Origin of the sequence: Streptomyces sp. MUSC 14 (assembly GCF_001866675.1) — a bacterium.
Lineage (GTDB): Bacteria > Actinomycetota > Actinomycetes > Streptomycetales > Streptomycetaceae > Streptomyces.
On sequence record NZ_MLYN01000055.1, the window covers coordinates 128,889 to 143,675 of the forward strand.

Genomic DNA, 14,787 nt, shown 5'->3' on the forward strand with positions numbered 1-14,787 from the left:
GAGGCCCGGGCCGGGGGCGCGGCGTAGCTTGGGGATGTGAGATCGGTGCGCGACTGGGTGCCGCGCGGGGACCGGGAGAGTCGCGGCTGGTTGCGTGGGGCGCCGCCGCCGTGGTGGGTGAGGGTGCTGCCCGTCGTGCTGCTCGTGGCGGTCAGCGCGGCGACACTGGTCACCCCCCACGCCCGCGACCTGGGCTTTCTGCTCGGTGCCATTCCGCCGCTGTCCGTCCTGTCGTACGGCCCGCTGGCCACCGGCGTGCTCGGCGTCGGCGTGGTCGTGGCGCTGAACGTCCCGGCCACCCATCTGAACCGACCGGGCAACACCGATCTGCTCACCATCGTGTTCGTGGCCGCGCTGAGCGTGTTCGTGTCGTACGTGCGCAGTCACCGCGACGCCCAGCTGGACGAGGAGCGGGAGATCGGCGAGGCGGTGCAGCGCGCCGTGATGCCGCCGCTGCCGAAGCGGGTCGGGAGCGTCGGGTGCACGGGCTTCTACCGGGCCGCGCAGAACGGGACCCTGGTGGGCGGCGACTTCTTCGACGTGCGCGCCGGGCCGTACGGGGTGCGCGCGGTGATGGGGGACGTGCGGGGGCACGGACTGTCGGCCGTCGCGACCGTGGTGTCGCTGCTCGGCGCCTTCCGGGAGGCGGTGCTGGACCAGCCGGACCTGGAGTCCGTGGCGGCGCGGATGGACCGCAGGCTGGCGGTGGACGCGGCCGGCGTGCCGAACGGGGAGCTGTTCGCCACCGGGGTGCTGCTGGAGTTCTCCGCCGACGGGCGTGCGGTGCGCGTGGTGGCCTGCGGTCATCCGGCGCCCGTGCTGCTGGACGGGGAGCGCGCCCTGGAGGTGACCGTCGCGCCGGGGCCGCCGCTGGGGCTGGCGCTGGTCGGCGTGGAACCGCCGAAGGAGGTCACCGTGGGGCTCGGCCCGGGCGACCGGCTGTTCCTGGCCTCCGACGGGGTGTGGGAGGCGCGGGCACGGGACGGCGGTGGCGGCTTCTATCCGCTGCCGGCCAGGCTCGCCGCCCTGTCCGGCTCGGCCTCCGCCGAGCTGCCGGAACTGGTGTGGCAGGACCTCGCCCGGCTGAGCTACGAGGTCCGGGACGATGTCACCATGCTGGTGCTGGCCCCCGACCCGCCACCCGGTCGGCCCGCTCCCCACGGGGGTCCGCCCTCGAAAGGGTGACACCTCCCCTCACCTCTTTCCCCAACTGCCGAACCTGCGGCCCGAGTTCGAACGAACCAGCTCAAACGCCATGCCGCGCCACCCCTTCCGCCAGGTAGAAATATCTACGAGCATGCATATGCCGGGTTGCTGTGCGGGCGCATGACGTACGGCGTACCCGGCCATGGCCGTCCCCTGCACCGAGGCAGGCGGGCGAGGACATCCGGAGCAGTGCATGACGAACACGATGTGGACGCGGGGCGTGGAGTGGCTGGCCGCTGCGGCGGCGGACCCCCGCTCCTGCAAATGGGAGTGGGATCACGGGGAGGGCATCGCACTGCTGGAGGTCGGCCGCTTCTGGGACGTACTGAGCGTTCCCGACCAGCTCGGCCTGCTCGCCCTGGACCTGCTGTGGCGGCCCGGGGCGGCCGCGCCGGGCCCGACGCTGGTCGACACGGCGGCGGGCCGGGTGGGGTTCTTCCTGCCGCCGGACCCGTCCGGCGGCTGGGTGGGCGCGGGACTGCGGTACGCGACCAAGGGGGCCTGGGTCGCCGTACCGCCGCCGTACCGGCCCGCGCGCTTCCTGGAGTGGCTCGTCCCGCCCGACGGCACCGGCACCCTGCACGCGCCCGGCGCCCTCGAAGAGGCGCTGCGGCAGGCCAACGGCACACTCGCGGTGCTCGCTCCGCCGGCCGAGCAGTGACCGGTCAGGTCCGCTCGGCCGCGGGCCGCGCCCGCGGGGCGAATCCGCGCACGACGGCGAAGAGCACGTCCGGTTCCGCGGGCACGGCCCGCCCGTGCGCCCGCCACTCCGCGACGAGCCGGGCGTAGATCGGCTCCCGGGCCCGGTCCGGCTGCTCGGACCGGTCCATCCGGCGCGTCGGCTCCAGCCGGTCCGCCCGGCGCAGCTGCTCCAGCCGGTCCATCCGGTCCAGGCGGTACGCCGGGTTCAAGCGGTCCGAGCCGTCCAAGCGGTCCATGCCGGGGCAACGCGCCGGAGCCGCCGTCGGTACGCCCGGCCGCCCCGGCTCACCGGGTCGGGTGAGCTCGTCGCTCGAACGAGGCACCGTACCCGTCGTACAAGCATCCCGCCGGCACCCGTCCGGCTCAACGGGCGGTGCGGTCGGGCTCTCCTACGCTGGGAAGGTCCGGGCCGGGCCTCTCCCCCTCACCGCACGTTCCGCTCCCACGTGCTCGGAGCCAGCCCATGTCGCAATCGTCCGCACGCCTGCTGAGGGGAGCGGCGGTCGCCGTCACGGTGGGGAGGCTGATCGCACCGCTCGCCGCGGGACCCGTTGGGGCGGCACCGGCCGCCGTGCCCGCCGCCGACTCGCCCAGCCCCACGCCCTCGGGACCGGAGGTCCGTGACCTCACACCCGCCGTGGCCCGCCGGCTCGACACCGCCGTGCAGCAGGCGATGCACACGGCGGACATCCCCGGCGCCACCGTCGGCATCTGGACGCCGGGGCAGTCGCGCACGTCTACAACCTGCCGCGCACACCCACCGGTTGACCGGACGACGTCGCGGGGCCCCGACCGGTCCCCCGTTCCGGTCGTGCCCCGCGCAACACTGAACTTACGTACGGGAGGCGGTCCCGGGTAGTGCACCGGTGCCCGGCGGGGCCCGCCCGGCACTCACCCATGCACAGGTGAGTCCGGTTGGTCCCGGTTCGTCGTGCCGAGTTCGGGTACGGGTAGTTCACCGGCGACCAGGTGAGCGAGGACGGTCTCGTACAGATCGGTGCCGCCGGCCGTCAACCGGCGCTCCAGGACCGGCTCGGCCGAGCGGACGTGCTCGCGTACGGTCTGGGCGTGGACGCCGAGCGACCGGGCCGCGCGTTCGGCGTGCGCGTCCGCGGCGATCCAGGCGCGCAGGGTGCCGCGCAGGTCCCGGCCGTCCGCGTCGAGCCGGCCGAGGAGGCCCTCGGCCCAGGCGCGCAGTGCGCGCGTGCCGAACAGGTCCGCGAGCCCGCCCCGGTCCGCCGGGCGGGCCGCGGCGCCGCCGGGATCGTACGGGCCGTGCGCCGCCTCGGTGTTGAGCGCGACATGGGCGACGGCGCGGACGGCCAGCCGGGAGAAGTCGGCGCCGAGCAGCCCGGCGACCCGGTCCATCCGGGCGCGGACGGTGTTCCGGCTGACGCCGAGCACCTTGGCCGCGCTGACGGCGGTGAACTCCAGGCCCAGCCCGGTGGTGGCGAGGAGTTCGGCGCGCACGTGGTGCGGCAGCGCGTCCAGCGGGCGGAGCGCCGCGCCGGCCCAGGCGCGCAGTCCGGCCGGGTCCATGAGCTGGGCGGGACGGGTGCGGGCGGCGTAGACCGCGGACCGTTCGGGCCGGAAGTGGGCGACGGCGAGGGCGGTGACGGCCTGGCCGTAGGCGGTGGCGGTCAGCGCGAGGCGCTGGCGGGGGCTGCCGCCGAGGAAGGTGCCGGGGCGGCCGGTGACGAGGGACCGCAGCAGCTCCCCGACCTCGGACGACGGGCCGACGACGATGACGTGCCCGTCCATCGCGGGGCAGCGCACGACGAGCGCCCGGCCGGCGGTGGCGTCGGCGCAGGCCTCGGCGAGCCGGTCCCGTTCGGCGGCGGTGGTCTCGACGACGTAGACACGGGCGGTGTCCTCCTCCAGCAGTCCGGGCCAGAGCCCGGCGGCGACGCGGCGGGCGGAGACGGTGTCCTCCACCATCAGCAGCTGCAGGATCGCCAGCCGCAGATCGGCCGTGGCCCGCCGCAGCCGCCGCCCCGAGTCGGCCAACTCCCGCTCCCTGAGCAGCAGTTCCAGCACTCCTGCGGTGTGGTTGAGGATCTCCGCGGTGTGCTGGTCGAAGGGCGCCGGGCGGGCCAGCGCCAGCACCGCGCCCGCCGCCGGGCCGGGTCCGGGATGCCGTATCCCGACCAGGCGAACGTGTCGTACGCCGTCCTCCAGCGCCGCGGCGGCGACCCGGCCGGCACAGACGTCGGCGACCACGGCGGCGTCGAGCGGCAGGCGCTCACCGGCGAGCAGACGGCCGTGGGCGTCCAGGAGGCACACGATCGACCCGGTGCTGCGGGCGAGCCAGGCGACGAGGCGGCCGGGATCGCGGCCGGCGGGCCGCAGATGGTCCAGCAGCTGCTGCGCCCAGGCACCGTCACCGCCGTACGGCCGCACAGGCGGCGCACTGTCGTCCGGTGGGCCGGCCACGTCCTTTCACCCCTCCTGGTCTCCGCGTTGACCTGCGCATACGCAGTCGGCACGTTACCCGAAGGGGCCCGTTCGCGTCCCCTGCCCGCGGGCAGCGCGGACATGACTCCGCCGACGGCCTGGGGGGGGTAGGCCGTCGGCGGAGTCGCGGCGCCCGGGGCCGGGGGGGTGGCCCTGCGCGCCTCAGAGAGCGGATGCCCCGGAATCCGGGACGTACGCGCGTGACCTCGGAAGACTTTCGAGGCACGGCGGGTGCACGGATCTCACCCGGCCCCGGCCGGTGCGCGCGGGACGCATGGGGCGGCATAAGCTCGACGGGTGGCGAAGTACTTCGACGTGCACCCTGACAACCCGCAGCCCCGCAGCATCGCCCAGATCGCGGACGCGGTTCGTTCCGACGCGCTCATCGCATACCCGACCGACTCCTGTTACGCGCTGGGCTGCCGACTGGGCAGCAAGGACGGCATGGACCGGATCCGGTCCATCCGCCATCTGGACGACCGGCACCACTTCACCCTGATGTGCCGGGACTTCGCACAGCTCGGCCAGTTCGTACGGGTGGACAACGACGTCTTCCGGGCCGTGAAGGCGTCCACCCCCGGCAGCTACACCTTCATCCTCCCGGCCACCCGCGAGGTGCCGCGCAAGCTGATGCACCCGAGGAAGAAGACGGTGGGTGTGCGCATCCCCGACCACGTGGTCACCCAGGCGCTGCTGGCGGAGCTGGGCGAGCCGCTGCTGTCCAGCACGCTGCTGCTGCCGGACGAGGAGGAGCCGCTGACCCAGGGCTGGGAGATCAAGGACCGGCTCGACCACATGGTGGACGCGGTGGTGGACTCCGGCGAGTGCGGCACCGAGCCGACGACGGTCGTGGACTTCTCCGGCGGCGAGGCGGAGATCGTCCGGCGGGGCGCCGGGGACACCGGCCGCTTCGAGTGACCGAGGCGGCCGCACGGCACACCCGGTGCGGCGCCGCCGATCTTGCGTGGCAGCATGGGCCGTAGCCGGCGCCGGGGGGCGAACGCCGTCCGGCGCCCCATTCCCCAGGGAGGCTTGCTCACCATGACCGAACTCCAGCGAACCGACCTCGACATCCCGACCGAGGACGGCGTCGCTGACGCCTACCTCGTCCACCCCGCGGACGGGGCATCCCGCCCGGGTGTGCTGCTCTACCAGGACGCCTACGGCCTGCGCCCGCACCTGAAGAAGATGGCCGACCGGCTGGCCGCCGCCGGCTACACGGTGCTGGTGCCCAACGTGACCTATCGCATCGGCCGGGCCCCGGTCGTCGAACTGCCCGACTTCAAGGACCCGTCCGCCGATCCGACCATCTGGGAGAAGCTCGGACCGATCGTGTTCGCCCTGAACCCGGAGATGATCGAGCGGGACTCCGCGGCCTATCTGCGCTGGATGGCCGACAGCCCGCTGGTCGCCGACGGACCGGTCGGGGTCACCGGCTACTGCATGGGCGCCCGGCTCGCCCTGTGGACGGCCGCGGCGCATCCGGACCGGGTGGCGGCCGCGGCCGGGTTCCACGGTGCGGCGCTCGCCACCGACGACCCGGCCAGCCCGCACCTGGGCGCCCCGCGCATCAAGGCGGAGCTGTACCTCGGGCACGCCGACAACGACCCCTCGCTACCGCCGGAGCAGATCGAGCGCTTCGAGAAGGCCCTGACCGACGCCGGGGTCCGGCACACCTGCGAGGTCTACCCGGGCGCCCAGCACGGCTACACGCAGGAGGACACCACCGCGTACGACGAGGAGGCGTCCGAGCGGCACTGGACCGCCCTGCTCGGTCTGCTGGAGCGCACCTTCTGACACCGGCTCACCCACCGGACACCGACCGGCTCCCGGCACCCGCCGCACAGCGGGTGCCGGGAGCCGGTCTTGTTCCACGCATTGACACGCACGCAGTTGCACCACGAGTCTGAGAGCGCTCTCAGAACTGGTACGGACCATTATCCGTACCACCCCGACCCCACACGGAGGTATGGAGAGTGCCGCATCAACTCGCACGCCCCGCGCTGCCCTTGGCGGCCGCGGCGGCCCTGGTCGGCGGAGTGCTCGCCCTCGGCGCCCCGGACCGCGCCGGCGCCGCCGTCCCGGACACCCTGGCGCTGACGATCACCAACAACTCGGGCCGCTCCGAACCGGTCTACGTCTACGACCTCGGCACCCAGCTCTCCTCCGGAGCGCAGGGCTGGGCCGATGCGAACGGCGCCTTCCACGCCTGGCCCGCGGGCGGCAACCCGCCGACGCCCGCGCCGGACGCGTCGATCGCGGGCCCGGCACCCGGCCAGTCGTCCACCATCCGGATACCGAAGTTCTCCGGCCGGATCTACTTCTCCTACGGCCAGAAGCTGGACTTCCGGCTCACCACCGGCGGCCTTGTCCAGCCCGCCGTGCAGAACCCGTCCGACCCGAACCGCGACATCCTCTTCAACTGGTCCGAGTACACGCTGAACGACGCGGGGCTGTGGCTCAACAGCACCCAGGTGGACATGTTCTCGGCGCCGTACGCGGTCGGGGTGAAGCGGGCCGACGGCAGCGTGAGCACCACCGGCCATCTCAAGTCCGGTGGCTACACGGGCTTCTTCAACGCCCTGCGCGCGCAGTCCGGCGGCTGGTCCGGACTGGTCCAGACCCGCTCCGACGGCACCGTGCTGCGTGCGCTGTCCCCGCTGTACGGCGTGGAGACGGGTGCCCTGCCGGCGAACGTGATGGACGACTACGTGAACCGGGTCTGGCAGAAGTACACGACCAGCACGCTGACCGTGACACCGTTCGCGGACCAGCCGGACACCAAGTACTTCGGGCGGGTCTCGGGGGACGTCATGAACTTCACGGACGCCTCGGGTACGGTCGTCACCAGCTTCCAGAAGCCTGACGCGGACAGCGTCTTCGGCTGCCACAAGCTGCTCGACGCGCCGAACGACAAGGTCCGCGGCCCCATCTCCCGCACGCTGTGCGCCGGTTTCAACCGTTCGACCCTGCTGACGAGTTCGAACCAGCCGGACACCACCCCCGGCGACTTCTACCAGGACGCGGTGACCAACCAGTACGCCCGCGCGGTCCACGGCCAGATGGCCGACGGCCTGGCCTACGCGTTCGCCTTCGACGACGTCGGCAACCAGGAGTCGCTGGTGAACGACGGCGATCCACAGCAGGCGTATCTCACGCTGGACCCGCTGGGCTGACGGTGGCCCCGCACGGCCGCGGTCCCGCACCCGGGTGCGGGACCGCGGCCGTGCGGGCTTACGGTTGCCGGATCAGCCGGTCGTCAGGGCGGTGTCGTCCACGACGAAGCTGGTCTGGAGCGAGACGTCCTCCACGCCGTTGAACTTCAGCGTGGCCGTCGAGCCCGCCAGCGAGGACAGGTCGAAGGACTTCTGGCTGTAGCCGGAGGCCGCGTCGAGGTTCGAGTACGTCGCGAGCGTCTTCGAACCGGCGGTCACCGTCAGCTTGTCGTACGCCGTGCTGCCGGTGGTCTCGGCGGTGTCGATGTGCAGGTAGAAGGTCAGCGTCGCCTTGCAGCCCGCGGGGATCGTCACCGACTGGGACAGGGTGTCGGTGTGCGAGCTGCCGTACCCGTCCAGCCACGCCTTGTACGAGCCGCCGTGGGCGGCCTGGCCGGAGTCGGTGGTGATCACACCGCTGCTCGCGGTCCAGCCGGTGCCGCCGGACTCGAAGCCGGGGTTGGCCAGCAGCTGGGCCGAGGTGCAACCGCCGCCCCCGCCCGTGGGGTTGACCGTCCAGCCGAAGGCCGCGGTACCGCTCGCGCCGGTGGAGTCGGTCACCGTCACCGTGACGCTGGAGGTGCCCGCGGTGGTGGGTGTGCCGGTGATCAGGCCGGTCGAGCTGTTGATCGACAGGCCCGCGGGCAGGCCGGAGGCGCTGTAGGTCAGCGCGCCGCTGTTGGTGCTGCTCGCCTGGACCTGGAGGCTCACGGCCGTTCCCACGGTCGAGGTCTGGCTGCCCGGGCTGGTGACCGTCACGCCGCTGCTCGGCGGGGTGATGTGGCTGCCGACGTTGATGCCGGCGAAGGCGTTGCCGACGCCCGCGTACTGCGTGGAGTCGGTGCCGTACAGGGCGGCGGCCGCGTTCAGGGCGGCGGTACGGGCGGCGGCGTAGTTCGTGCTCGACGTCATGTACGTCGTCAGCGCCTTGTACCAGATCTGGAGCGCGGCGGCCCGGCCGATGCCGGTGACGGCGACGCCGTCGGAGGTCGGGCTGTTGTAGGTCACGCCGTTGATGACCTTGGTGCCGCTGCCCTCGGACAGCAGGTAGAACATGTGGTTCGCCGGGCCTGAGGAGTAGTGCACGTCCAGGCTGCCGACGCCCGAGTACCAACTGTCCGCGGACCCGCCGTCCTTGCTCGGCTTGTCCATGTACCGCAGCGGGGTGCCGTCGCCGTTGATGTTGATCTTCTCGCCGATGAGGTAGTCACCGGGGTCGGAGCTGTTGTTCGCGTAGAACTCCACGCCCGTGCCGAAGATGTCGGAGGTCGCCTCGTTCAGCCCGCCGGACTCTCCGGTGTAGTCGAGCCCGGCGGTGTTGGCGGTGACGCCGTGGCTCATCTCGTGGCCGGCCACGTCCAGCGCGGTCAGCGGGTCGGCGTTGTTCTGGCCGTCGCCGTAGGTCATGCAGAAGCAGCTGTCGTCCCAGAAGGCGTTCACGTACGAGTTGCCGTAGTGGACGCGGGAGTAGGCGGCCTCGCCGTCGTTCTTGATGCCGCTGCGCCCGAAGGTGTTCTTGTAGAAGTCCCAGGTCTCCTGCGCGCCGTAGGCCGCGTCGGCGCCCGCGGTGGCCGCGTTGGACGTGGTCCCATCGCCCCAGGTGTCGTTGGTCTGCGAGAACAGGGTCCCGGTGCCCGAGCTGCCGTGGTTCAGGTTGTACGTCTTGTGGCCGCCGCGCGTCCCGTCGGTCAGCGTGTACGTCGAGCCCGACTGGGTCGTCGACAGCGTGACCTGCCCGCTGTACCGGGTGTTGCCGACGCCGGTCTCGACCGCCTGGTAGCGGTACAGCTCCTTGCCGGTGGTGGCGTCGGTGACGACGTGCAGCCGGCTGGGCGTGCCGTCGTCCTGGAAGCCGCCGATCACGGACTCCCAGGCGAGCTTCGGGGTGCCGTTTCCGGCCCAGACGACCTTGCGGACGCTGTCGGCGGTGGCCTTCTCTGCATCGAGGGCCCTGGCCGCCGTCAGCGCCTTGGCCTCGGCGGCCGCCTTGGTGAAGGCCGCGGTGGTGGAGGCGACCTCGATCCTCTGCTTGTTGTTGTAGGTGGTGGTCACCGTCCCCTTGGCCAGCGAGGCGGGCGGGGTGTGCACGACGAGGTCGCCGCCGAGGACGGGCAGGCCCGCGTAGGTGCGCTCGTAGCGGGTGTGCACGGTGCCGTCGTTGTCCTTGACGACGTCCTTGACGACCAGCTTCTCCTGCGCGCCCAGCCCGAGGGTGCGGGCGGTGGCGGCGGTCTGCTGACGGGCGCTCTTCATCAGCGCCTGGTGCTGGGCGGGGCTGAGCCTGGCCTCCAGGCCGCCCGCGCGCAGCGGGCCCGGGTGGGGGGCGGCGGGCCCGGCCGCCGCCGGCGTGGCCTGGACGCCGACGGCGAGGAAGGCCGCGGTGGAGATCAGGGCAGCGCCGACCATGGCGCGTCTGCGCGCTCTGTGGGGAACCGATCTGTGGGGTCTCACTCGTACTCCTCCTGCTGCGGCCGCCGGGTCGCGGCCGGTGACAGACGGGCAGACGGGTCTGCTGCCCGGGCGAGCTGGGCTGTGCGGGATCCGCGCACAGCGAGGAGGTGCGATGTGCTGGGGAAGAATGTCAGCCTTGACCCGCACATGTCAGCCACGCGCGTGGCCATTCGAGGGTTTTCCCTATGCCGGTCGCTGACCTGCGGGGACGGAACCGGGGACTCCGCCACTGCGAGAGACCGCGTGACAGGATGGCCGATCATGAGCAGCGAACAGAGCGAGCGGCCCGTCGCCCTGGTCACCGGGTCCACGTCGGGGATCGGGGAGGCCGTGGCGCGGCGGCTGGCGGCCGACGGCATGCGGGTGGTCGTGCACTCGCGCAGCAGTACCCGGGCCGGTGAGGCCCTGGCGGCCGAGCTGGGCGGCGCCTATGTACAGGCCGACCTGGAGGCGGAGGACGAGACGCGCGGGCTGGTCGAGGCGGCGCTCGGCCGGTACGGGCGGCTGGACGTGCTGGTGAACAACGCCGGCATCAGCTGGCCGATCCCGCACGCCGACCTGGCCGCCGCGACACCGGCGGACTGGCGGCGGCTGCTGGAGGTCAACCTCGTCGCGCCCTGGATCCTGTGCACCGCGGCACTTCCGGCGCTGCGCAGGGCCCCCGGCGGCGGAAGCATCGTGAACATCACCAGCCACGCCGGGGTACGGCCCAAGGGTTCGTCGGTGCCGTACGCGGCGAGCAAGGCGGCACTGAACCACGTGACCCGGCTGCTCGCCGCCGCGCTCGCACCGGACGTGCGGGTGAACGCGGTCGCCCCGGGCCTGGTGGACACGCCGATGACACAGGACTGGACGCAGGCACACGAACTGTGGCGCGAACGCGCCCCCATGCGCCGCCCGGCCCAACCCGCCGACGTGGCCGACCTGGTCGCGTCGGTGCTCGCCAGCACCTACCTGACCGGCGAGGTCATCCTGCTCGACGGCGGCCTGAACCTGACCTGACGCTCCGTCGGCATCCTGACCGCCACGCCGGTCCCCTCAGGGCGGACCCGGCCCCGCCAACCCCCGCTGACCGGCGCGTTGTTACGGTGCAGGCGTGTCTGACTCCTCACGCGATACCGCACAGGGCGCCGGCTGGGGCTCGGCCGAGCCCGGTGCCTACAAGCAGCTGATGCCGGACCACGTCGAAAAGGTCTCGTGGCTCGATCCACGGACCCTGTGGGCCGCCCGCAACGGCGTGCTGGCGTCCTGGTTCGGCGATCCGACGGGGCGCACCCGCAGCCGCTGGGTCGCCCGCCGGGAGGCGGCCGGGGCGCCCGCGGACAAGGTGATCCGGCGTGCGGTCCCCGACGTCTTCTCCTTCATGGTCATGGGGGACACCGGCGAGGGCGACGACCCTCAGTACGCCGTCGTGCCGGGCTTTCTGAAGGCGAGTCAGGACACCGACTTCACGGTGGTCACGAGCGACGTGATCTACCCCGTCGGCACCGCCGACGACTACCACGACAAGTTCTTCCGCCCCTACCAGGACTATCCCGCGCCGATCTACGCGATACCCGGCAACCACGACTGGTACGAGGACCTCGGCGCGTTCATGCGCGTCTTCTGCGCCGACACCCCGCCGCTCGGCCCCGAGCCCCGGCCCCGCCCGCTCACCGCCGCCTGGTGGCGCGCCCTGCTGTGGCACCGTCCCGCCCCGACCGACGAGCAACGCCTCGCCGCCGCCCGGGAGTTGCGCGCGAAGCCCGGTCAACGGGCCGAGCAGCCGGGGCCGTACTGGGCGATCGACGCGGGACCCGTGCGGATCGTCGGCATCGACACCGGGCTGCTGGGCACGATCGACGCCGAACAGGGCGCCTGGCTGCGCGCGGTGTCCCGGGGGCCGAAGCCGAAGATCCTCGTCACCGGCTCACCGCTGTACGTCGACGGCGAGCACCACCCGTGCGCCATCGAGGGCGGCGGCACGGTGGACGACGTCGTCCGGGACCCGGAGCACCACTACGTGGCCGCGATCGGCGGTGACATCCACAACTACCAGCGCTATCCGGTCGAGGTGGACGGCCGCACCATCCAGTACGTCGTCTCCGGCGGCGGTGGTGCGTTCATGCACGCCACGCACACCATTCCCCGGGTGTCGGTCGGCGGTGTCACCGAGCGGGACTTCCGCTGCTATCCGCTGCGCGGCGACTCGCTGGCCTTCTACAGCCGCCTGTACGGCCGCCGGCTGCGTCTGCCCCGCTTCTTCGGCCTGACCGAGTCCGAGGCCACGGCCGTCGTCGCCGAGCGGCTCGGCATCGAGCCGGGCCGCGCGCCCGGTCCGGACGCCCGGGTGACCCGGCGCACCCGGCTGGTGGCGGGCCTGCTCGGCACGGGCGGCCGCCCGGACCGCACGTCCCGGTTCCGGCTGCCCGTGCGCAAGGCGTACACCTCGCTGTTCTCACCCGGCTCGGCCACCTACAGCCCGCCGTTCTTCAAGTGCTTCCTGCGGCTCGACGTCGCCCCGGAGGAGGTCCGGCTGCGCTGCTTCGCCGCGACCGGCAACCGCGCTCAGGAGATCGATCCGCCGGTCGAGGACGAGGTCTTCATCCCGCTGAAGTGATCACACAGTTGTCACATTGGCCTGCCAGAATCGGGGCACTGCCGGCGTACGACCGTTGGAGGAGCCCGTGCCGTCCACCCCACGCCCGCTGCGCAAGCTGGGCTTTCTCACGATCGGCCTGTTCGACGCGGCGGACCCGGCGCGGGGCCACGAGTCCACGCTGGAGATCATCGAGCTGGGCGAGCGGCTGGGCTTCGACAGTGCCTGGGTCCGCCACCGCCACCTCCAGTACGGCATCTCCTCCCCGGTGGCGGTCCTCGCGGCGGCCTCCCAGCGCACCCGGCGCATCGAGCTGGGCACGGCGGTGATCCCACTGGGCTGGGAGAACCCGCTGCGCCTCGCCGAGGACCTGGCGACCGTGGACCTGCTGTCCGGCGGCCGGCTGAACCCGGGCGTGAGCGTCGGCCCGCCGATGCACTACGACCACGTCAGGCAGGCGCTCCACCCGGACACCGCCGGCGCCGAGGACTTCTCCTACGAGCGGGTACGGCGGCTGCTGGACTTCGTACGCGGCAAGCCCGCCAGCGACTTCAGCGGGGTCGAGGGCTTCGAGGTGTTCTCCGACGTGGTCCAGCCGCACTCCCCCGGCCTCGGCCGGCGGCTGTGGTACGGCGGCGCCGGCCTCGGCTCGGCGCGCTGGGCCGGTGAGCACGGAATGAACTTCCTGACCAGCAGTGTCGTCAAGGCCGAAGACCCGCACGGGGAACCGGACTTCGCCGCGATCCAGCTGGCCCTGATCGAGGAGTTCCGCGCCCACCACCCCGACGGCGCGGCCGCCCGGGTCTCGCAGGGTCTGGTGGTGATCCCCACCGACTCCGCGAGCCCGGAGCAGCGTGCCAAGTACGAGGCGTACGCGGCCGAGCGGCTGCCGCGCACCACCACCCCGCAGGGCCCCGGGCGGCTGCTGTTCGCGCCGGACCTGGTGGGCACCTCGGCGCAGATCGCCGAACGGCTGCACGCGCACGCCGCGTTCCGCGAGGTCGACGAGGTCGCGTTCGCGCTGCCGTTCACCTTCGCGCACGAGGACTACGTCCAGATCCTCACCGACATGGCGACGAACCTGGCCCCCGCCCTCGGCCGGCGCCTCGCGAGCTGACCGGCGCGGCCCGCTTCACCAGCGCCCCGCCTCGGTACCGGTGACCGGCTCCGACGGCCTGCCGTCGACTCCGACCGGCACCTCCCCGGCGAGCATCACCCGGTGCATGATCCGGGGGGAAACCCAGATGGGCGTTGTCGCTGGGGGCGAGGTGGGTGGTGGCCCGGTTGTCCCGGAAGGCCACACTGCCGGGCTCCCAGCGGAAGCGGACCGTGTACTCGGGGCGCACGGCCTGCTCCAGCAGCATCTCCAGCAGCGCGGCACTCTCCGGACGGGAGACGTCGGCGATCTGCTCCAGGTAGTAGCCGTTGACGAAGAGCACCCGCTCCCCGGTCTCCGGATGCACCCGCACCAGCGGATGGACGGAGGCCACCTGATGGTCCAGGGGGTGGCGGACGTACGCGTCATCGCCGGGCCGGGGCTGATAGCCGACGCCGAGCCGGTGCTCGGCGCGCAGCCCGTCCACGAAGGCGCGCACCGGCGCCGGCAGACCGGCGTACGCGGCGGCCAGGTCGGCCCAGGTGGTGTCGCCGCCATAGGGCGGTACGTTCTCGGCGCGCAGGATCGTCGCGGCCGGCAGGTCGATCCGGGCGCCGTGGTCGCAGTGCCGGCCGCGCAGCAGGGTGTGCCGGCGCCGGCGCAGCCACTCCTCGTGCTCCATGCCGAACCGGCCACCCGGTTCCAGACGGTCCGCGGTGGTCTCCACCTCGGGGAATCCGGCCGGGGAGGCGCTGCCGCGGCGGCCGAGGACGACCGGTTCGCCGAAGCGGCGGGCGAAGACGACGTGTCGGGCGTGGTCCAGCTCCTGTCCGCGGAAGAACACCACCTTCCAGCGCAGCACCGCCTCCCGGATCAGGGCCACCACGGCGTCGTCGAGCGGCCTCGCGAGGTCGACGCCGGAGATCTCGGCGCCGAGGTACCCGGCGACCGGTCTCACCTCCACGCCCTCGACATGCTCCGCCGCCCGGTCGGTGGCCCTGTGCGTCGTCATGCGCGCTCCGATGCTCGTCGGTACCGGCTCCGGAACCGATCGTGACACCTTGCACGCCCGCACACGGCGAACT

11 protein-coding genes and 1 pseudogene are annotated in these 14,787 nt (G+C 72.9%); 8 read left to right on the forward strand and 4 right to left on the reverse strand.

The window, feature by feature from the left end; genetic code table 11:
- The first annotated feature begins 36 nt into the window (after positions 1-36).
- The gene (locus BIV25_RS32895; protein ID WP_071376136.1) at positions 37-1,185 is read left to right on the forward strand and encodes a PP2C family protein-serine/threonine phosphatase; all 1,149 of its coding nucleotides are present in this window, start codon (positions 37-39) and stop codon (positions 1,183-1,185) included.
- Between the two features lie 214 nt (positions 1,186-1,399).
- Positions 1,400-1,867, forward strand: coding sequence for a hypothetical protein (locus BIV25_RS32900; RefSeq protein ID WP_071376137.1), 468 nt, complete (start codon positions 1,400-1,402; stop codon positions 1,865-1,867).
- A gap of 4 nt (positions 1,868-1,871) precedes the next feature.
- Here BIV25_RS32900 and BIV25_RS32905 read toward each other — a convergent pair whose 3' ends face one another.
- Positions 1,872-2,144 carry a hypothetical protein gene (locus BIV25_RS32905; RefSeq protein WP_256256454.1) on the reverse strand — a complete coding sequence of 91 codons (273 nt, stop codon included), beginning with the start codon at positions 2,142-2,144 and terminating at the stop codon, positions 1,872-1,874.
- Between the two features lie 655 nt (positions 2,145-2,799).
- Entirely contained in the window at positions 2,800-4,341 is a 1,542-nt protein-coding gene (locus tag BIV25_RS32910) for a helix-turn-helix domain-containing protein (RefSeq protein WP_071376138.1), read from the reverse strand.
- 318 nt (positions 4,342-4,659) lie between these two features.
- Between BIV25_RS32910 and BIV25_RS32915 the strand changes: the two genes are divergently transcribed.
- From BIV25_RS32915 to BIV25_RS32925, 3 genes are all read left to right on the forward strand, one after another.
- The gene (locus tag BIV25_RS32915; protein WP_071376139.1) at positions 4,660-5,280 is read left to right on the forward strand and encodes an L-threonylcarbamoyladenylate synthase; all 621 of its coding nucleotides are present in this window, start codon (positions 4,660-4,662) and stop codon (positions 5,278-5,280) included.
- A gap of 123 nt (positions 5,281-5,403) precedes the next feature.
- Entirely contained in the window at positions 5,404-6,159 is a 756-nt protein-coding gene (locus BIV25_RS32920; RefSeq protein WP_071376140.1) for a dienelactone hydrolase family protein, read from the forward strand.
- Positions 6,160-6,338: 179 nt separating this feature from the next.
- On the forward strand, positions 6,339-7,538 hold the full coding sequence (locus tag BIV25_RS32925; protein WP_071376141.1) for a glycoside hydrolase family 64 protein: 1,200 nt from the start codon (positions 6,339-6,341) through the stop codon (positions 7,536-7,538).
- Positions 7,539-7,610: 72 nt separating this feature from the next.
- On the opposite strand, the gene BIV25_RS32930 is transcribed toward BIV25_RS32925, so the two are convergent.
- Complete coding sequence (locus BIV25_RS32930) at positions 7,611-9,983, reverse strand: M4 family metallopeptidase (RefSeq protein ID WP_177235495.1); 2,373 nt, start codon at positions 9,981-9,983, stop codon at positions 7,611-7,613.
- 306 nt (positions 9,984-10,289) lie between these two features.
- Between BIV25_RS32930 and BIV25_RS32935 the strand changes: the two genes are divergently transcribed.
- From BIV25_RS32935 to BIV25_RS32945, 3 genes are all read left to right on the forward strand, one after another.
- Positions 10,290-11,030: an SDR family NAD(P)-dependent oxidoreductase gene (locus tag BIV25_RS32935; RefSeq protein ID WP_071376143.1), complete on the forward strand. Its 741-nt coding sequence runs from the start codon at positions 10,290-10,292 to the stop codon at positions 11,028-11,030.
- A 94-nt stretch (positions 11,031-11,124) separates the two neighbouring features.
- Complete coding sequence (locus BIV25_RS32940; protein ID WP_071376144.1) at positions 11,125-12,627, forward strand: metallophosphoesterase; 1,503 nt, start codon at positions 11,125-11,127, stop codon at positions 12,625-12,627.
- A gap of 67 nt (positions 12,628-12,694) precedes the next feature.
- Complete coding sequence (locus tag BIV25_RS32945; RefSeq protein ID WP_071376145.1) at positions 12,695-13,723, forward strand: LLM class flavin-dependent oxidoreductase; 1,029 nt, start codon at positions 12,695-12,697, stop codon at positions 13,721-13,723.
- 15 nt (positions 13,724-13,738) lie between these two features.
- Here the strand turns inward: BIV25_RS32945 and BIV25_RS32950 are convergent.
- Positions 13,739-14,714: pseudogene (locus BIV25_RS32950) on the reverse strand (TauD/TfdA dioxygenase family protein).
- Positions 14,715-14,787: the final 73 nt, after the last annotated feature.

Excerpts from the sequence above, each read along its gene's own strand:
- BIV25_RS32900 (WP_071376137.1), top strand. The coding sequence starts at position 1,400 with ATGACGAACACGATGTGGACGCGGGGCGTGGAGTGGCTGGCCGCTGCG.
- BIV25_RS32905 (WP_256256454.1), bottom strand. The coding sequence starts at position 2,144 with ATGGACCGCTTGGACGGCTCGGACCGCTTGAACCCGGCGTACCGCCTG.
- BIV25_RS32920 (WP_071376140.1), top strand. The coding sequence starts at position 5,404 with ATGACCGAACTCCAGCGAACCGACCTCGACATCCCGACCGAGGACGGC.
- BIV25_RS32930 (WP_177235495.1), bottom strand. The coding sequence starts at position 9,983 with ATGGTCGGCGCTGCCCTGATCTCCACCGCGGCCTTCCTCGCCGTCGGC.
- BIV25_RS32935 (WP_071376143.1), top strand. The coding sequence starts at position 10,290 with ATGAGCAGCGAACAGAGCGAGCGGCCCGTCGCCCTGGTCACCGGGTCC.